Source organism: Pseudoduganella buxea (genome assembly GCF_009720835.1).
GTDB classification, from domain to species: Bacteria; Pseudomonadota; Gammaproteobacteria; order Burkholderiales; family Burkholderiaceae_D; genus Rugamonas; species Rugamonas buxea.
Window position 1 is genome coordinate 50293 of sequence record NZ_WNKZ01000024.1, and the last position, 17378, is coordinate 67670.

17 protein-coding genes are annotated in these 17378 nt (G+C 66.5%); 6 read left to right on the top strand and 11 right to left on the bottom strand.

From position 1 onward, the window contains the following. Positions 1-369: 369 nt before the first annotated feature. Entirely contained in the window at positions 370-1383 is a 1014-nt protein-coding gene (locus tag GM672_RS10840) for a threonine ammonia-lyase (protein ID WP_155470546.1), read from the top strand. Positions 1384-1443: 60 nt separating this feature from the next. Here GM672_RS10840 and GM672_RS10845 read toward each other — a convergent pair whose 3' ends face one another. The 7 genes from GM672_RS10845 to phaC form a co-directional block, all read right to left on the bottom strand. Further along, a complete protein-coding gene (locus GM672_RS10845) occupies positions 1444-2502 on the bottom strand; it encodes an ABC transporter ATP-binding protein (RefSeq protein ID WP_155470547.1) in 1059 nt (352 codons plus the stop codon). Positions 2503-2521: 19 nt separating this feature from the next. Beyond that, positions 2522-3415 carry a carbohydrate ABC transporter permease gene (locus tag GM672_RS10850; RefSeq protein WP_188916020.1) on the bottom strand — a complete coding sequence of 298 codons (894 nt, stop codon included), beginning with the start codon at positions 3413-3415 and terminating at the stop codon, positions 2522-2524. 11 nt (positions 3416-3426) lie between these two features. Then, positions 3427-4260, bottom strand: coding sequence for a carbohydrate ABC transporter permease (locus GM672_RS10855; protein ID WP_155470562.1), 834 nt, complete (start codon positions 4258-4260; stop codon positions 3427-3429). Positions 4261-4319: 59 nt separating this feature from the next. Beyond that, a complete protein-coding gene (locus GM672_RS10860) occupies positions 4320-5597 on the bottom strand; it encodes an ABC transporter substrate-binding protein (protein ID WP_155470549.1) in 1278 nt (425 codons plus the stop codon). 82 nt (positions 5598-5679) lie between these two features. Continuing rightward, positions 5680-7047, bottom strand: coding sequence for a GH1 family beta-glucosidase (locus tag GM672_RS10865; protein ID WP_229427741.1), 1368 nt, complete (start codon positions 7045-7047; stop codon positions 5680-5682). Between the two features lie 219 nt (positions 7048-7266). Next, positions 7267-7830 (bottom strand): polyhydroxyalkanoate synthesis repressor PhaR, encoded by a 564-nt coding sequence (gene phaR, locus GM672_RS10870; RefSeq protein WP_155470550.1) that lies wholly within the window; start codon positions 7828-7830, stop codon positions 7267-7269. A gap of 224 nt (positions 7831-8054) precedes the next feature. Beyond that, positions 8055-9773, bottom strand: a complete 1719-nt coding sequence (gene phaC / locus GM672_RS10875) for a class I poly(R)-hydroxyalkanoic acid synthase (RefSeq protein WP_155470551.1) — start codon at positions 9771-9773, stop codon at positions 8055-8057. A 50-nt stretch (positions 9774-9823) separates the two neighbouring features. Here phaC and GM672_RS10880 point away from each other — a divergent pair, with 50 nt between their 5' ends. Then, positions 9824-10030: a hypothetical protein gene (locus tag GM672_RS10880; RefSeq protein WP_155470552.1), complete on the top strand. Its 207-nt coding sequence runs from the start codon at positions 9824-9826 to the stop codon at positions 10028-10030. A 17-nt stretch (positions 10031-10047) separates the two neighbouring features. On the opposite strand, the gene pgeF is transcribed toward GM672_RS10880, so the two are convergent. Next, positions 10048-10839 carry a peptidoglycan editing factor PgeF gene (pgeF, locus tag GM672_RS10885; protein WP_371867054.1) on the bottom strand — a complete coding sequence of 264 codons (792 nt, stop codon included), beginning with the start codon at positions 10837-10839 and terminating at the stop codon, positions 10048-10050. Beyond that, entirely contained in the window at positions 10836-11936 is a 1101-nt protein-coding gene (locus GM672_RS10890) for an RluA family pseudouridine synthase (protein ID WP_170300013.1), read from the bottom strand. Before GM672_RS10890 ends, pgeF begins: the two co-directional genes overlap by 4 nt. A 65-nt stretch (positions 11937-12001) precedes the next feature. Here GM672_RS10890 and GM672_RS10895 point away from each other — a divergent pair, with 65 nt between their 5' ends. After that, positions 12002-12853 carry an outer membrane protein assembly factor BamD gene (locus tag GM672_RS10895; RefSeq protein WP_155470553.1) on the top strand — a complete coding sequence of 284 codons (852 nt, stop codon included), beginning with the start codon at positions 12002-12004 and terminating at the stop codon, positions 12851-12853. Positions 12854-12963: 110 nt separating this feature from the next. Here the strand turns inward: GM672_RS10895 and yaaA are convergent, their stop codons facing one another. After that, positions 12964-13731 (bottom strand): peroxide stress protein YaaA, encoded by a 768-nt coding sequence (gene yaaA, locus GM672_RS10900; RefSeq protein WP_155470554.1) that lies wholly within the window; start codon positions 13729-13731, stop codon positions 12964-12966. Between the two features lie 44 nt (positions 13732-13775). Here yaaA and GM672_RS10905 point away from each other — a divergent pair, with 44 nt between their 5' ends. From GM672_RS10905 to GM672_RS10915, 3 genes are all read left to right on the top strand, one after another. Next, the gene (locus GM672_RS10905; RefSeq protein WP_155470555.1) at positions 13776-14258 is read left to right on the top strand and encodes a putative toxin-antitoxin system toxin component, PIN family; all 483 of its coding nucleotides are present in this window, start codon (positions 13776-13778) and stop codon (positions 14256-14258) included. Positions 14259-14327: 69 nt separating this feature from the next. Beyond that, on the top strand, positions 14328-15500 hold the full coding sequence (locus GM672_RS10910; RefSeq protein ID WP_155470556.1) for a pyridoxal phosphate-dependent aminotransferase: 1173 nt from the start codon (positions 14328-14330) through the stop codon (positions 15498-15500). A gap of 1 nt (position 15501) precedes the next feature. After that, positions 15502-16458 carry an HD-GYP domain-containing protein gene (locus GM672_RS10915; protein ID WP_229417671.1) on the top strand — a complete coding sequence of 319 codons (957 nt, stop codon included), beginning with the start codon at positions 15502-15504 and terminating at the stop codon, positions 16456-16458. 16 nt (positions 16459-16474) lie between these two features. Here GM672_RS10915 and GM672_RS10920 read toward each other — a convergent pair. Next, positions 16475-17378 (bottom strand): tetratricopeptide repeat protein (locus tag GM672_RS10920; RefSeq protein ID WP_155470557.1); only part of this gene is annotated, 904 nt, incomplete at its 5' end.

Sequence of the window (17378 nt, forward strand, 5' to 3'; positions counted from 1 at the left end):
GAACGTTTGAACCAATCTGCCATTGTACCGCAAGGCGCCGCCCGGGTGTTGCGTGGCAACCCAGCAAAACCGGGGACAGTCCCCTGTTTCGAAGCAATTTTCCGGCGGCGGGCGCAAAAGCCCTTGCCAGACGGTCCCGTTCTCGGCATGATTGTCGGTATGACATCGTTTACGCCCACCATCCTGCACCGCCACCGCGCTGTTGCCGTGGCCGCTGGTCGCGCACGCGAGTCGCGTCGTTCTCCCGCCGTCGCCATTATTCGAATTCGCCGGGGTCGCTGAGCTGCGGCTGCGCCGGTGCTCGGCGCCCCGCCCGCATCTGCACGCCACCGCCGTGGCATTCCCCATTCGAATTCGTGGAAGACCGTCATGCACCCTGCACCCGCTTACCCGACGCTGGACCAGATCCGCGCCACCGCCACCCGCCTGTCCGGCAAGATCCTGCACACACCCGTCTGGCGCTGGCAGACCGGCATCGTCGACGAACAATGCGGCGACATCGCCGAAGTCTGGCTGAAACTCGAACTGCTGCAAAAGACCGGCACCTTCAAGCTGCGCGGCGCCCTCGCCTGCATCGAAGCCCTCGATGACTCGGCGCTCGGGCGCGGCATCGTCGCCGTCAGCGCCGGCAACCATGCCGTCGCCGTGGCCTATACGGCGCGGCTGGCCGGCTGCAGCGCCAAGGTCGTGATGCCGCGCCACGCCAGCCCGGCGCGCATCGCCGCCTGCCGCGAGCTGGGCGCCGAAGTGCTCCTGGCGTCGGACGTGTACCAGGCCTTCGCGCGCGGCCGGCAGATCGAGATCGACGAAGGCCGCAGCATGCTGCATCCCTTTGAAGGGCCGCTGACGGCGCTGGGCACGGCCACCGTCGGCCTGGAGCTGATGGACCAGGTGCCCGGGCTGGACGCGGTGATCGTGCCGATCGGCGGCGGCGGCCTGTGCGCGGGCATTGCCGCCGCCGTCAAGCAGATCGATCCCGCCTGCGCCGTGTATGGCGTGGAACCCTTCGGCGCCGATGCGATGTACCGCAGCTTCCAATCGGGCGCATTGACGACGCTGGACCGGGTCGACACGGTCGCCGACAGCCTGGGCGCGCCGCACACGCTGCCCTACAGCTTCGGCGTGTGCCGCCGCTTCGTCGACGACATCGTGCGCGTGTCGGACGACGACATCTGCGCCGCCATGCTGCACCTGTTCCGCGACGTCAAGCTGGTGGCCGAGCCGGCGGCGGCCGTCGCCACGGCCGGCATGCTGGGCCCCTTGCGCGGCAGGCTGGCGGGAAGAAGGGTCGCCCTGATCCTGTGCGGCTCGAACATCGACGCGGCCGGCTTTACCGAACTGCTGGCACGGGGCAAGCCGCAGGGCGCCGCAACCGCGGCTTGAACGGTGAAAGTTGCCCGAAAAATGGGGTCTGTCCCCATTTTCCTGGCAACGTTCGCGCAACTACAGCCGCTGGGTGGTGGCCTGGTCGAACAGCGACACGTGTTCCGGACGGATGGCGAAGCTGCCGCCATCGACCTCGTCCTGCACGGTGGCGGCGACCTGGGTGCCGTGGAAATCCAGCCACAGCACGCGGTGCGCGCCCATGGCTTCGACCAAGGTGACCTTGCCGCGCCACGGGCCGGCCGGGTCGATGTCGACGTCTTCCGGACGCACGCCCAGCACGCAGGCCTGGCCGTCGGCTGGGGGCTGGCGGAAGGCATAGCCGGAGACGTCGAGCGCCAGGTGTTCATTGCGGAACCACGTGCGGCCGTCGCGCGCTTCGATGCGGCCGTTGAACAGGTTCATGCCGGGCGAGCCGAGGAAGGTGGCGACGAACAGGTTGTCGGGCCTGCGGTAGATGGCGTCGGGCGTGTCGAACTGCTGGATAACGCCGCCCTTCATGACAGCCATGCGGTCGGCCAGGGTCATGGCCTCGACCTGGTCGTGCGTCACGTAGATCATCGTTGCCCGCAGCTGGCGGTGCAGCTGCTTCAGTTCGCGGCGCAGTTCCGTGCGCAGCTTGGCGTCCAGGTTCGACAGCGGTTCGTCGAACAGGAAGACGTCGGCCTCGCGCACGATGGCGCGGCCGATGGCCACGCGCTGGCGCTGGCCGCCGGAGAGCTGGGCCGGTTTGCGCTGCAGCAGCGGCCCCAGTTGCAGCATGTCCGCGGCGCGGGCCACGCGGCGGGCGATTTCCGCCTTCGGCGTGCCGGCAATGCGCAGGCCGAACGACATGTTTTTCTCAACGTTCATCGTGGGGTACAACGCATACGACTGGAACACGAGGGCGATGCCGCGGTCCTTCGGATCGGCGTAGGTCATGTCGCGCCCGCCGATTTCGATGCTGCCGCCGCTGGCGTCGTTCAGACCCGCGATACTGTGCAGCAGCGTGGATTTACCACAGCCGGAAGGGCCCAGCAGCACGATGAATTCGCCCGCGCCCACTTCCAGGTCGAGCGATTCGATCACCTTGTTGGCGCCCAGCTGGATCTGCAGATTGCGGATGGAGACATTCGACATGACGTTTGACCTTTACCCTTTAACCCTTGACGGCGCCCGACGCGATGCCGCGCACGAACCAGCGGCCGGACAGGAAATACAGTGCCAGCGGCACCAGCGAAGTGAGGATGGTGGCGGCCATGTTGACGTTGTACAGCCGCTCGCCCGTCGTCGTGTTGATGATGTTGTTCAGCTGGACCGTCATCGGCAGGTGGTCGGACCCCGCGAACACGAGACCGAGCAGGAAGTCGTTCCAGATGTTCGTCACCTGCATGATGGCGGCGACGACGATGACGGGCGTCGACATGGGCAGCATCAGCTCGAAGAAGATGCGCCAGAAGCCGCCGCCGTCGATTCGGGCCGCCTTGAACAGCTCTTCCGGCAGCGCCGCGTAGTAATTGCGGAACAACAGGGTCATCATCGGCATGCCGAAGATCACGTGCACCAGCACGATGCCAGGCAGGGAGCTGTACAGCTCCACGGCCGCCAGCGCCCGCACCAGCGGATACAGCATCACCTGCCCCGGCACGAAGGCGCCCATCATCAGCACCGCGAACAGCAGGTTGGCGCCGCGCGGCCGCCAGAACGACAGCGCGTAGCCGTTGACGGCGCCGATGACGATGGACAGCACCATGCTGGGAAAGGTGATCCACACGGAGTTCCAGAAACCACTGCGGATGCCTTCGCATTCCAGGCCCGTGCACGCGGCCTGCCAGGCGCTGTGCCACGGCGCCAGGGTGGGCGACACGGGCAGCGCGAAGATATTCCCCAGCCGGATCTCGTCCATCGGCTTCACCGACGTCACCAGCATGACATACAGCGGCACGAGGAAGAACAGGGCGGCCGTGACGAGGAAGGCATAGACGCCGATGCGGGCCGGTGTGATACGGCTGCGCGGGCGGCGCCGCACGGGCGGCAGGTCGATTTCGCGCATGGCGTCGCGCTTCATGCCGCCCCCCTGGCCTGCGCCTTCAGGCGCGCGTAGTACAGCGGGGCGACGATCGCCAGCACGGTTGCCAGCAGCACGATCGACGCGGCCGACGCCAGGCCGATATTGGCGCGGCCGAACAGGTAATCCATGATGAACTTGGCCGGCACCTCGGTGGCCGTGCCGGGGCCGCCCTGGGTCATGGCGACGACGGCGTCGAACAGTTTCACGACCATCACGAACAGCAGCACGAAGGCGGTGGACAGCGAAGGCCACAGCATCGGCAGCACGATGCTGGTGTAGACCCGCCAGACGGGGATGCCGTCGATGCGGGCGGCCTTCCACAACTCCTCGTCGATGCCGCGCAGGCCCGACAGCAGCAGCGCCATCACGAGGCCGGAGGCCTGCCACACGGTGGCCAGAACGATGGTGTACAGCGCCTTGTCCTGGTGGACGATCCAGTCGAAGGTGAAATCCGTGAAACCGAGCTGGCGCACCACGCGCTGGATGCCCAGTTCCGGATTCAGTATCCACTGCCACACGAGGCCCGTCGCCACGAAGGACATCGCATACGGATACAGGAACACGGTGCGCAAGGCGCCCTCGCCCACCACCTTCTGGTCGATGAAGACGGCCAGCAGGAAGCCCAGCACGAGGCACGCGATGATGAAGACGGCGCCGTAGATGGCCAGGTTTTCCAGCGACAGCAGCCAGCGGGCGTTGCGGAACAGCCGCTCGTACTGGCCCAGGCCGACGAAGTCGCCCGTAGGGAAGATGCGCGCGCTGCTGACGGATACGCGGGCCGTCCACAGCAAGGTGCAGACATAGGCGCCGACAACGGTCAGCGCCATCGGCAGCAGCGCAAGATAGGCGGCAGTCGAGGCGCGGCCCCGCTGCGTGCGGGCGGCGGCTACCACGTGTTGTCCTGGATCGCCTGGGCGAAGGCCTGCTGCGCCTGTTCCGGGCTCTGCTTGCGGTTCCAGAAATTGGTCAGCACGTCCTGCAGCGCGCCGTTCAGGTCGGGCTCCAGCAGCATCTCCGGATTGGGCAGCTGGCGCGTGCGGTCCTGCATGATGGCGATGCCCATGCGCGCGCACAAATCGAGCTGGCTGGTGTCGACGTCCGGCCGGATCGGGATCGAGCCCTTGCGGGCGCTGAAGGCGGCCTGCGGGCCGGGCGACGTCAGCACCGTGGCCAGCAGCTTCTGCGCCTTTACCACGTGCGGCTTGGCCGTCTTCGGAAAGACGAAGGCGTCGCCCGCCACCATGTACGGTGCTTTCGGGCCGAAGCCGGGGAAGCAGCCGAACTCGCGCCCGGCCACCTGGCCGGCGGCGGAGAACTCGCCCTTGGCCCAGTCGCCCATGATCTGCACGCCGGCCCGGTTCGACACCACCAGCGCCGTCGCGTCGTTCCAGTTGCGCCCGGGAGAACCGGGGTCGATGTAGGCGCGCAGCTTGCGAAAGTTCACCAGCACGTTGCGGAACGCGGGCGAACGGATGGCGTTCAGGTCGCGGTCGCGGTAGACCTTCAGGTACAGCTCGGGTCCGCCCACCTGGGCGAAGACGGCGTCGAACACGATCTTCTCCTGCCACACCTGGCCACCGAAGGCCAGCGGGATGATGCCGGCGGCCTTGAGCCGGTCCAGGGTGGCGAGGAAGTCCTCCCACGTCCTGGGCTCCTCCTTGATGCCGGCCCTGGCGAAGGCCTTCTTGGAATAGAAGAACCAGGCCGGCATGTGGATGTCGACGGGGGCGGCGTAATAGTGGCCGTCGATGCGGATGACGTCGATGATGGTCTGCGGCAGGATGGCGTTCCAGTTGCCCCGGGCGGCCACGTCGTCGATATTGTTCAACAGGCCCTGGTCGACGATGTCGCGGAACTGGCGCGACGTGTTGAACTGGGCCGCCACGGGTGCGTTGCCGCCAACAATGCGGTTGATGGTCGACGCGCGCGACTGGTCGGCGCCGGCCACCGCCTGGTCGATCCACTTGCCGCCGGCGGCATTGAAGGCATCGGCGAACTGGCGGATGGCGGCCGACTCGCCGCCGGAAGTCCACCAGTGCGACACCGTCGCCTTCAGCGGTTCGGCCGGCGGCGCGGGTGCGGCCGCCCGCGATGGCCCGCTCGCCAATGCCAGCATCAGGGCCGCCGCGGCGGCGCCGCCGGCGACTTTGGTTGCCTGGTTCATCTCGTCTCCTGGCGCCTGGGGCACCTAGTTTTTATATGCGGATGCTTATGATAGTTGATCGGCGTGGTCCCGCCGCAAGTGCTCAGGCCATGCTGCGCCGTTTCGCCAGGAAGTCGCGCACCAGTTCCGCGCTGCGCTTCAAGGTACGCCGCTGCGTCGCATAGTCGACATGGACGATGCCGAAACGCCGCTCGTAGCCGAAGGCCCACTCGAAATTGTCCAGCAGGGACCAGATGTAGTAGCCGCGCACGTCCACCCCCAGCCGCACCGCTTCGTCCACGGCCGCCAGGTGGCGGTTCAGGAAGGCGATGCGCTGGCCGTCGATGACGGCCCCATCGACCACCTTGTCGTCGCTGGCCATGCCGTTTTCCGTGATGTACAGGGGCGGCAGGTTCTCGTAGCGGCGGTGGAAGCCGACCAGCAGGTCGCAGAGGCCGTCCGGGTGCACCTCCCAACCCATCTGCGTGCGCTCGACGCCGGCCAGCGGCAGCTCTACGTAGCCCCCCTCGCCATCATCGCGCACATTGGTGCGGAAGTAGTAATTGATGCCGATGAAGTCCAGCGGCGCGGCGATGATGGCCATGTCGCCGTCACGAACGTTTGGCGCAGCCTGCGGCCACAGCTCCGTATGCAGCCGCGCCGGGTAGCGCCCCCGCAGCAGCGGGTCGAGCACCCAGTCGTTGTGCTGCAACTCGAACAGTTCGGCGGCGTGCTGGTCGGCCGGCGTGGCGCCGTCCGTCGTGCCCCGCCCGACGTTAATGACGATGCCCTTGGCCGACGCCGGATCGTTGCGGCGCAGGATAGGGATCGCCAGGCCATGGGCCAGCAGCAGGTGGTGCATCGCCTGGTTGGCCGCGCCCAAGTCCGCATGGCCGGGCGCGTGGTGGCCGGTGCCGTAGCCCAGCATGGCCGAGCACCATGGCTCGTTCAGGGTCGACCAGAAGTCGACCAGCCCGGCCAGCTCGCGGCTCATCAGGTCGGCGTAGTCGGCAAAGTGGTAGATGGTGTCGCGGTTCAGCCAGCCACCCGTGTCTTCCAGGTGTTGCGGCAGGTCCCAATGGTACAGCGTGACGGAGGTGCGCACGCCCTTGTCCTTCAGCCGCTGCAGCAGCTTGCGGTAGAACGCGATGCCGGCGGCGTTCGGCCGGCCCGCCGCGTCCATCACGCGCGGCCAGGCGATCGACAGGCGGTAGGCATCCACGTTCAGGGCGGCCAGCAGGTCCACGTCCTCCGCCCAGCGGTGGTAGTGATCGCAGGCCTGCGCGCCCGTGTCGCCGTGGAGCACCTTGCCGGGGGTGGCGGAGAACGTGTCCCATATCGACGGCAGGCGGCCGTCCGCGCTGACCGCTCCTTCGACCTGGTAGGCCGCCGTCGCCACGCCGACGAGGAACTGGCGCCGCCACAGGACGGACCCGGCCGGCGGCGAAAAACTGTGCTGCAATGCTTCCACTTGACGCTCTCCCGTGTGTCGATGGAATCGATTCCACAACACTGAGTGTAGCAGCGGAAAAATTGTCTGGTCAATACTTTTCGAAGGGCGAACAGCAAGTTGTGGTAACGATTCCACCCACCGTGCCCGGCTGCCTGTGCACGAGTTGTCAGCCACCTGCCCCAGCCCAGCAGAAGCGCGCGCGGAGCAACAAAAAGCCGGCGGAGCCGGCTGTATGGATTACTTCTTTTCGGGGGGCGTCGCCGGCGGGACGGCGAAGGGGAAGGCGCCGAACAGGCTCTTGCTCTGGTTCTGCATCTGCTCCTGCATCTGCACGAACAGGCTCTTGCTCTGGTCGATGTAGTTGTTCATCATGCCCTGCATGATCGGCGCCTGCACGTTCATGAACTGGGTCCACATTTCGGGGCTGAAGGTCTTGCCGTCGAAATTGGTGGCGCTGGTGGTGAGCCGGCGCTGGATATCCGTGAAAGCCTGGATGTTCTTTTCCAGGTAAGAACCCATCATGCCCTGCATCGCATGACCGTAGTAGCGGATGATCTGCGCCAGTACATCGGTCGAGAACATCGGCACGCCGCTGGCCTCTTCTTCCAGGATGATCTGCAGCAGGATGCTGCGGGTCAGGTCTTCGTTCGACTTGGCGTCGACGACCGTGAACGGATCACCGTCCAGCACGAGCTGCTTCACGTCGGTCAGCGTGATATAGGAACTGGTCTGCGTATCGTAAAGACGGCGGTTCGGATACTTCTTGATCAAACGTTCGGTACTTTTTTTTGCACTACTCATCACTAGTCCACTTTTTGCGCGTTGCAGCGCACCCAGGTTAAAACGACGGTCGAAAAAAAAGCGAACGGAGGTTCGCTTTTCACTAGCTCGGTGACCCTATTATAGAGTGAAAAAATCTTAAGTTGCACACACTCTTATAAGATTTCGGCATGATCCGGAGTGTTTCCGCGCATATTGCAACGCAAGAAAAATCAGCGCTGGACAAATCGCGGAAATTGCCGGGCTTACTCAGCCTTTTCCTTCACGTAACGGCCTGGGGCCGGCTCGATGGGTCGGTAGTGCTCGTTGCCGTAGTCGCCGCGGGCGTCGACGTCCTCGCCTGCGTGCTGCTCCAGGAAACTGGCCCACTGGGGCCACCAGCTGCCGGGATGCTCGGTGGCGCCGGCCAGCCATTCGTCCGCGGCCACGCCGGGCGTGTCATTGGTCCAGTAGCTGCGCTTGTTCTTCGACGGCGCATTGATGACGCCGGCGATATGGCCCGAGGCGCCCAGCACGAAACGGTTGCGTTCCGGCCGGCCGGGATTGAGGATGCGCGTGGACGCGTACGCAGATTGCCAGGGCACGATATGGTCTTCGCGCGAGGAATAGACGAAGACGGGGGCGTCGATGGTGGACAGGTCGACCTTCTCGCCGGCCACCGTCAGCTTGCCCGGTTCCTTCAGGCTGTTTTCCAGGTAGGTGTTGCGCAGGTACCAGCAGAACATGGGGCCCGGCAGGTTGGTCGAGTCGGAATTCCAGTACAGCAAGTCGAACGGCGGCGGCTCGTTGCCCTTCAGGTAGTTCGACTGGACGTAATTCCACACCAGGTCGTTCGGGCGCAGGCTGGAGAAGGTGCTGGCCAGGTCGCGCCCGGACATCAGCCCGCCCCGCGCCAGCGCCTTTTCCCGCAGCGAGACCTGGGTCTCGTCGACGAAGACGCTGAGCACGCCCGTGTCCGTGAAATCGAGGAAGGTCGTCAGCAAGGTGACGGCGGCGGCGGGCTTTTCGCCCCGCGCGGCCAGCACGGCCAGCGCGGAGGCAAGCAAGGTGCCGCCGACGCAGAAGCCCAGCGTATTGAGCTGTTCCTGGCCCGTGATCTCGCGGGTCACGCGGATGGCTTCGATGACGCCGTCGGACACGTAATCGTCCCAGCTGATGTTGGCCAGCGATGTGTCCGGATTGCGCCACGACACCATGAACACCGTGTTGCCTTGCTCGACGCCGTAGCGCACGAGGGAGTTTTCCGGCTGCAGGTCGAGGATATAGAACTTGTTGATGCAAGGCGGCACCATCAGCAGGGGCCGGGCCTTGACCTTGGCCGTCACGGGCTTGTACTGGATCAGCTGGAACAGCGCGTTCTCGTAGACCACCTGCCCTTCCGTCGTGGCCAGGTTGCGGCCCACTTCGAAGGCCTTTTCGTCGGACAGCGAGATATGGCCCTTGCGCATGTCCTCCAGCATATTGGCCAGGCCCTTGGTCAGGCTTTCGCCCCGGCTTTCGATCAGCTTCTGCTGCGCTTCGGGGTTGGTGGCGAGGAAATTGGCTGGCGACATCGCATCCACCAGCTGCTGGACGGCGAAGCGGATGCGGGTCTTCTGGTGCGGCGTCGCTTCCACGGCGTCCGCCATGGCGATGAGGAACTTGGCGTTGAGCAGGTAGGAAGCGGCATTGAAGGCCGAGACGGGGTTGCCCGTCCACGCTTCGGCGGCGAAGCGGCGGTCCTTCAGCTTGGGCGCGCGGCCGGCCAGGAATTCCTGCCACAGCGCACCGAATTCGGCGATATATTCGTTCTTCAGGGTATCGAGCACGTCGGGGCGGATGGCGGCGCCGGCATCGCGCAGCAGCGCGGCACCCGGCATCGCTTCCATGTCGGGCATCATGCGGAACCAGGACTGCCATTGGTTCGGATCGCTGATCTGGGACATCCACGCGGAGGCCATCGCTTGCGGGTCGGGCATATTCATGTGCATTCCATATAGAATTGATCTTTCACGAACAAGGACACTTACCACCGATGCTGATCGTTGCCATAGCCTGGATTTACGTCGTCGTGCTGATGGCGCTGACCGAGCCCACCGTGGTGGCGGGGTGCATGACGTTGCTGCTGTACTGCGTCCTGCCGTTGGGTATTGTATTCTATATAACGGGTGGCGGCAGGCGCAAACGGCGCCGCGCACTGGAGGCGGCGGCGCGGGCCCGGGAGGACGCGCCGCCGCCGTGACGACACGGCGCCGCGTCTTATTTGATCCAGATCAGGCTCGCCTGGCGGCCCGTGGTGCCGTCGCGGCGGTAGGAAAAGAAGCGGCCCGAGTTGGAGACGGTGCAGAAGTCGCCGCCGTGGACCTTGCGCACGCCCACCCGCTGCAGGGCGATGCGCGCCAGTGCGTACAGGTTGCACAGGTATTTGCCGGGGCGCTCGCTCACCGGCAGGAAGGCGGCACGCACCAGGTCGGCATCGCCGCCGGCGCGGGACAGGAACTGTTCCAGCACCTCGCTCCCCACCTCGAACTTGGCCGGGCCGATGGCCGCGCCCAGCCACACCCGCAATTCGCCGGCACCGGCCCCGCGCATGGCCTCGACGGTACGTTCCAGCACGCCGTCGGCAAGCCCGCGCCAGCCCGCATGCACGGCGCCGACAGTCTTGCCGTCCACGTCGCACAGCAGCACGGGCAGGCAGTCGGCCGTCAGGATGGCGCAGACGACCCCCCGCTCCCGCGCGAAGCTGGCGTCGGCCTGGGGCGACACATCGCCATGGACGCCACCGGCGTCGATGACGGCCGTGCCGTGCACCTGCGCCAGCCAGACCGGTTCGGACGGCAGCTCGGCCCGCACGATATCGCGATTGCGCTCGACGCACTTGGGCGCGTCCCCCACGTGGGCTCCCAGGTTCAGGCCGCCCTTGCCCTGTCCGTCGTCATAGGGCGGCGGACTGACGCCCCCGCGGCGCGTCGTGCACAGCACGCCGACGCCGGCGGGCAGGTCGGGCCAATCCGGCACCAGCCATTGGGGAGCGTTGGCCATGATGTTCATTCGTCCTCGTCGTCGAACTCGTTTTCCTCATTGTAATCGTCGGCGCCAATCGTGTCGTCCGGCTCGTCGATACCTGCCTGCTCCAGCAGCGCGTGGAAATCGTCCGCCAGCGGAATAATCCATTCGCACTGTTCGCCCGTGGCGGGATGCACCAGGCCGAGCCGGCGCGCCTGCAGGGCCTGCCGGTGGAACACGCCGGTCAGGTGCGGCTTGCCGTAGACATAGTCGCCCACCAGCGGGAAGCCCAGGTGCGCCATGTGGACGCGGATCTGGTGCGTGCGGCCCGTCTCCAGGCGGCATTGCACGAGGCTGACGGGACGGCGGTCGAGCTCGCCGGAGACGAGGCGCTGGTAATGGGTGATGGCCGGCTTCGAACCCAGGCTGGTGGACACGGCCATCTTCACACGGTCCTTCTGGTGGCGGCCCATCGACGCGTCGATGGTGCCGGACACGCGCGGCGTACCCCAGGCCAGGGCCCAGTACTCGCGCTTGACGGTACGGGCCTGCAACTGGCGCACCAGGTCCGTCTGCGTGGCCAGGTCCTTGCCGATGACCATCAGGCCGCTCGTGTCCTTGTCCAGGCGGTGGACGATGCCGGCGCGCGGCACGCCGCCCAGCTGGGGCCAGCGGTGCAGCAGGCCGTTCAGCAAGGTACCGGTCCAGTTGCCGGCGCCCGGATGCACCACCAGGCCGGCCGGCTTGTTGATGACCAGCAGGTGATCGTCCTCGTACACCACGTTGACATCGATCGCCTCGGGCGCGAAGGCCACGTCCTCGGGCGCGGCCTGGGGCAGCACGACGATCTTTTCGTCACCGTACACGGTGGCGCGCACCTTGGCCGGCTTGCCGTCGACGGTGACGAAGCCGTCCTCGATCCAGCTTTGCAGGCGGCCGCGCGAAAACTGCGGTACCAGCTTGGCGATGACCTTGTCCAGGCGCTCGCCGCACGCTTCCGGCGTCAGCTCCAGTTCGATCGGCGCCAGCGGGTCGACCGCTTCGAGCGCTTCCGTTTCGGCATCGAACTCGGGGTCGAATTCCGCGTCGAAATCAGGGTTGGAGGGGTGTTCGGCCGAATTCGGCTCACGATTCAATATCACAGCATTCCCATCGGCTATAATCAGCCCAGTGTTGTATCTTGTTAAACGTCTTCTTGCACGAGAACATGCAAAAAAAATTCAAGGTGGTGGCAGCATCGGTATTACTGCTCAGTTTGTCGGCATGCGGCCTGTTACCTGAACAGTCCGATGAGACCAAAGGTTGGTCCGCAACGAAATTATACTCGGAGGCCAAGGAGGAAATGGCCGGCCAGCACTACGAACGTGCAATTCAGCTGTATGAAAAGCTGGAAGCGAGCTATCCGTTCGGTGTCTATGCCCAGCAAGCCCAGATGGAAGTGGCCTATGCCTACTACAAGGCGCAGGACCAGGCCCAGGCCCTGGCCGCCGTGGAGCGTTTCATCAAGCTTCACCCGAATCACGCGAACGTCGACTACATGTACTACCTGCGCGGCCTGGTCAACTTCAATGACCAGCTGAGCCTGCTGAACTTCGTCTACGAACAGGACCCCGCCGAGCGCGACCCGAAGGCAACGCGCGAAGCCTACGCCGCCTTCAAGGCGCTGGTCGACAAGTTCCCGAACAGCAAATACACGCCGGATGCCATCGACCGGATGAAGTACCTGATCAACACGATGGCCAAGTACGAAGTCTACGTGGCGCGGTATTACTACCGCCGCGGCGCCTACCTGGCCGCCGCCAACCGCGCCCAGGACGCCGTGCGCGACTACCGCGACTCGCCGGAAATCGAGGAAGCGCTGTGGATCATGGCACGCAGCTACGACAAGCTGGGTAATGTCACCTTGCGCGACGACACCTTGCGCGTCTTCAAGCAGAACTTCCCGAACAGCAAATTCATCGAAGACGGCGCCCCAAAACCGGAACGCAAGTGGTGGAAATTCTGGGGTGATCGCCAGGCAATGCCCGGCGATCAGAAAGCCCCGCCAAGCAATGCCTGAATCGGATTTGGGTATCTGACACCGGATCCGTGCCGCAGACCGGTGCCAGACACCGGTTTTGAAGCAACGCAGCCGTCCGAATCAGGTGTCCGACTCCGGACCCACAGCGCTCAGGCCGTCTTGCGACGGAATACCCACGTGGTGTCGTTCGATGCCTGGGCGTCGTAGCCGTAGCCGTCCACGTCGAACGCTTTCAGCTGTTCCGGCTCGACGATGCCGTGGTCGGCCGCGTAGCGGGCCAGCAGGCCGCGGGCGCGCTTGGCATAGAACGAGATGATCTTGTACTTGCCGTTCTTCCATTCCTCGAATACGGGCGTGATGACGGGCACGGCCAGCTTGGCCCGCCGCACCGACTTGAAATACTCTTCCGATGCGCAGTTGACCAGGTGGCGGGCGCCCTGCTCGGCCACGGCGCCGTTCAGCGCTTCCGTGATCAGGTCGCCCCAGAAGGCATACAGGTCCTTGCCGCGCGGGTTCTTCAGCCGTGTGCCCATTTCCAGCCGGTGCGGGTGGATCAGGTCGAGCGGGCGCAGCAGCCCGTACAGGCCGGACAGGATGCGCACGCGCGACTGCGTGTAATCCAGCGCCGGCGGCGCCATCGTGCGGGCCGACAGGCCGTCGTAGACGTCGCCGTTGAAGGTCATCACGGCCTGGCGGGCCTCATCCAGGGTTTTCGTCCACGAGGCATAACGGCCCACGTTCAGGGCCGACAGCGCGTCCGACAGGTCCATCAGCTCGGACAACTGGGCCGGCGAGAAGCCGCGCAACTGGGCAATCAGCTGCTCGGAGTGATCGAGGAAGGCGGGTTCGGTGGCATGGCGGGTGGGGGAAGGCGTCTCCAGGTCGAGACTTTTTGCGGGGGAAAGCACTATCAGCATATGATTCGGGGTTGACCACGTCGTTCAAAACAAGAATTGCCCACATGATACCTGCTTTGCCCCCTACCCTGCCGGCCGCGCCGCCGCCCCGCATCGTCATCGACACCAATGTCTGCCTCGACCTGTTCGTGTTCCACGACCCGCGCTGGGCCGCCCTGCTGGCGGCAGTGGAGAGCGGCGCCGTCGAGGCCATCACGCGCGCCGACTGCCGCGACGAATACCATATCGTGCTGCACTACGCGCACCTGCCGCTGGACGAAACCAGCCGCCCCGTGGCGGCGGCACGCTTCGATGCGCTGATCAAGGTGGTGGCCCCGCCCGAATCGGGCGTGCGCCTGCCCGTCTGCACGGACCCGGACGACCAGAAATTCCTCGAGCTGGCACGCGACGCCGGCGCCTCGGCCTTGATCACGAAGGACAAGGCCCTGCTGAAACTGGGCAAGCGCCTGGCCAAGGCCGGCATGTTTGACGTGCTGCTGCCGGAGAAATGGCAGCCGCCCGCGCCTGCCGCGCAGAACGGGACCTGACCCCACCCTGGCCTGCACGCAGCGTGCCCGGGCTGCGCTAGAATGGCAAAAACACTGCCACTTGCGACCATGACCCCCACGCTTCCCGTCACGCCCCCGCTCACCTCGCGCCTGCCCGCCGTCGGCACCACCGTCTTCACCCACATGTCGACCCTGGCCGCGCGGCACGGCGCCGTCAACCTGGGCCAGGGCTTCCCCGACTTCGCCTGCGATCCGGCACTGGTCGAGATGGTCAGCGCCGCCATGCGGGCCGGCCACAACCAGTATTCGCCGATGGCCGGCGTGCCAGCGCTGCGCCAGGCGATTGCCGCCAAGGTCGCCGCGCAGTATGGCCACGCCTACGACGCCGATGCGGAGATCACCATCACGGCCGGCGCCACCCAGGCGCTGACGACGGCCATCCTGTGCTGCGTCCACCCGGGCGATGAAGTGATCATCATCGAGCCGGCCTACGACAGCTACACGCCCACCGTCGAACTGGCCGGCGGCGTGCCCGTGCTGGTGCAGATGACGTTCAGCGAAGCCGGCTACGCCGTGCCGTGGGATGCGATCCGCGCCGCCGTCACCGCCAAGACGCGCCTGATCGTCATCAACACGCCGCACAACCCCACCGGCACGGTGCTGCGCCAGGCCGACATCGACGCCCTCGCCGCCATCGTGCGCGGCACGGATATCCTGATCCTGGCCGACGAAGTCTACGAGCACATGGTCTACGACGGCCAGCGCCACGAGTCGCTGTGCCGCCATCCCGAGCTGGCCGCGCGCGCCTTCGTCGTTTCCAGCTTCGGCAAGACTTATCACGTCACGGGCTGGAAGATCGGCTACGTTGCCGCCCCGGCGCCGCTGATGGTGGAGTTCCGCAAGGTCCACCAGTACAACGTGTTCGCCACCAACACGCCGGTGCAGCACGGCCTGGCCGCCTACATGGCTCACCCGGCGCCCTACGTCGAGCTGCCGGCCTTCTACCAGGCCAAGCGCGACCTGTTCCGTGCCGGCCTGGCCGGGAGCCGCTTCGAGCTGCTGCCGGCCGACGGCACCTACTTCCAGTGCGTGCGCTACCGTGCCATATCGGACCTGCCCGAGGCGTCCTTCGCGGAGTGGCTGACGAGCGAAATCAAGGTGGCGGCCATCCCCGTCTCGGCCTTCTACCGCGGCGGCCAGGAAGCGGGCGTGGTGCGCTTCTGCTTTGCCAAGCGCGAGGACACGCTGGCCCTGGCGCTGGACCGGCTGGCGCGGATCTGACATGCGCGGACCAGGGCAACCGCACGAGGGCGCGGCCAACATGGCACCGTCCGTGCTGCGCCAGCTGGACGCGCTGCACGTGCGCCTGGAGCGGCAGCTGGTCCACCTGCGCGACGAAACGCTGGCCGATTCGGCCCTGCGTTCCCTGGCGCGCGAACTGCTGCACACCGTCGACATGGGCCAGGACGTGGCGCTGGCCTGCGTGCTGCTGAACCAGATCGCCGGCGGCTATGCCGTGCGCCACTGCGTCGAGACGGCCATCGTCGTGGCCGTGGTGGGCCGGGGCATCGGCCTTGGCGAGGAACAGCTCGAATCGGTGACGGCGGCGGCGCTGACGATGAACGCGGCCATGCTGGACGAACATGACGCCTTCAGCACGCGCGACCGCCTGTCCGGCGCCGAACAGGCGCGCCTGCGCAGGCACCCCGAGGACGCGGCCAGGCTGCTGGCCTGCGCCGGCATCAGCGACGAGGAATGGCTGGCCAGCGTGCTGCTGCACCACGAGGATGACGACGGCAGCGGCTATCCGCACGGCCTGCCGGGGCGAGAGATCCCCCGCGGTGCGCGCCTGTTGCGCCTGGCCGACCGTTACTGCGCCCGCGTGTCGGCACGCAATTACCGCCGCTCGCAATTGCCCGACCGGGCTTTGGCGGAACTGGCGGCCAGCTCGCTCGATACGGACCTGGGCGACGCGTTCGGCCGCTTCGTCGGCACCTACCCGCCCGGCACGCTGGTGCGCCTGGGCGACGGCACCACGGGCGTCGTGGCTTACCGCGCCGCCGTGCCGGACCAGGGCCCCGAGGTGCACTGCCTGCGCGATGCCCACGGCGCCGCACTGCCGATGCCGCTGTCGCGCCGTGCCGGCGAAACATGCACCATCGTCGCGGCCTTGCCGGAAGACGAAGCGGACCTGCGCTTTGCGATGAAAGCTGTCTGGGGCGCGCTGGCGGCGCGCTAGCGTTTCAGTTCAAGCTTCAGTTCAACTGGCCCAGGCTGCGCTCGACGAAGCCTTGCAGTTCCGGGCTCAAGCCGGCCTGCTTCGCGCGCGTAAAGGCGGCCCGCGCTTCCGTCTTGCGGCCCTCGGCCTGCAGGGAAATTCCCAGCCCCATCCACCACACGCCGTTTTGCGGCAGCAGCCGCAGGGCCGCGTCGTACTGTTCGATGGCTTCGCGGTGGCGCCGCTGGCGCTGCAGCGCGGCAGCCAGGAAACCCAGGTAGTCGGCGTTGGCCGACGCATGGGGCAAGGTGCGGCGCAAGGTCTCGACGGCCGCCGCGCCATGGTGTTCCAGCTGCAGGCGCGCCAGCAGCATCGCCATCTGCGGCTGGTTCGGGTTCAGGCCCAGGCCCAGTTGCAGGTGGCGCGACGCCTCGTCATTGCGGCCCTGCTCCAGCAGCAGGCCGGCCACGGTCTGGCGCGCCGCCTCGTGGCGGGGATACACGAACAGCGCCTGTTCCAGCGTGGCGATGCCTTCGGCCAGCCGGCCATCCTGCAGCAGCACCAGCGCGCGGCGGTAGCCATTTTCGGCCTGGCCTTGCGAGGACGCCGGCGGCGCGCTGGCCCATGCCTGTGTAACACCGGTGCGCAACGCTTCCGTATCGACCCGGGCCGGTACCCGTTCGGCCGGCGCGGATTTCGGTTCGGCGGGTGCCTGGCGCGGTGCCGGCCGCTCGCGCTGCGACACGGGGCGCGGCGCCACGTTCACCGGTTCCGGCGTGGCCACCACTGGCTCGCGCTCGACGGACGGCGGTACTGCGGTTACCGGCGCGGCCGATGCCGGGGGAACCACGGGTACCGCCGCCACGACGGCAGGCGGCGCGGAAGGAACTGGCGCTGCCGGCGCTGGCGGTGCGACCGGCGTCACGGCAGCGGGCGCAGCG

Excerpts from the sequence above, each read along its gene's own strand:
- GM672_RS10840 (WP_155470546.1), top strand. The coding sequence starts at position 370 with ATGCACCCTGCACCCGCTTACCCGACGCTGGACCAGATCCGCGCCACC.
- GM672_RS10845 (WP_155470547.1), bottom strand. The coding sequence starts at position 2,502 with ATGTCGAATGTCTCCATCCGCAATCTGCAGATCCAGCTGGGCGCCAAC.
- GM672_RS10850 (WP_188916020.1), bottom strand. The coding sequence starts at position 3,415 with ATGCGCGAAATCGACCTGCCGCCCGTGCGGCGCCGCCCGCGCAGCCGT.
- GM672_RS10855 (WP_155470562.1), bottom strand. The coding sequence starts at position 4,260 with ATGGCGCTGACCGTTGTCGGCGCCTATGTCTGCACCTTGCTGTGGACG.
- GM672_RS10860 (WP_155470549.1), bottom strand. The coding sequence starts at position 5,597 with ATGAACCAGGCAACCAAAGTCGCCGGCGGCGCCGCCGCGGCGGCCCTG.
- phaR (WP_155470550.1), bottom strand. The coding sequence starts at position 7,830 with ATGAGTAGTGCAAAAAAAAGTACCGAACGTTTGATCAAGAAGTATCCG.
- phaC (WP_155470551.1), bottom strand. The coding sequence starts at position 9,773 with ATGAATATGCCCGACCCGCAAGCGATGGCCTCCGCGTGGATGTCCCAG.
- GM672_RS10880 (WP_155470552.1), top strand. The coding sequence starts at position 9,824 with ATGCTGATCGTTGCCATAGCCTGGATTTACGTCGTCGTGCTGATGGCG.
- pgeF (WP_371867054.1), bottom strand. The coding sequence starts at position 10,839 with ATGAACATCATGGCCAACGCTCCCCAATGGCTGGTGCCGGATTGGCCC.
- GM672_RS10895 (WP_155470553.1), top strand. The coding sequence starts at position 12,002 with ATGCAAAAAAAATTCAAGGTGGTGGCAGCATCGGTATTACTGCTCAGT.
- yaaA (WP_155470554.1), bottom strand. The coding sequence starts at position 13,731 with ATGCTGATAGTGCTTTCCCCCGCAAAAAGTCTCGACCTGGAGACGCCT.
- GM672_RS10905 (WP_155470555.1), top strand. The coding sequence starts at position 13,776 with ATGATACCTGCTTTGCCCCCTACCCTGCCGGCCGCGCCGCCGCCCCGC.
- GM672_RS10910 (WP_155470556.1), top strand. The coding sequence starts at position 14,328 with ATGACCCCCACGCTTCCCGTCACGCCCCCGCTCACCTCGCGCCTGCCC.
- GM672_RS10915 (WP_229417671.1), top strand. The coding sequence starts at position 15,502 with ATGCGCGGACCAGGGCAACCGCACGAGGGCGCGGCCAACATGGCACCG.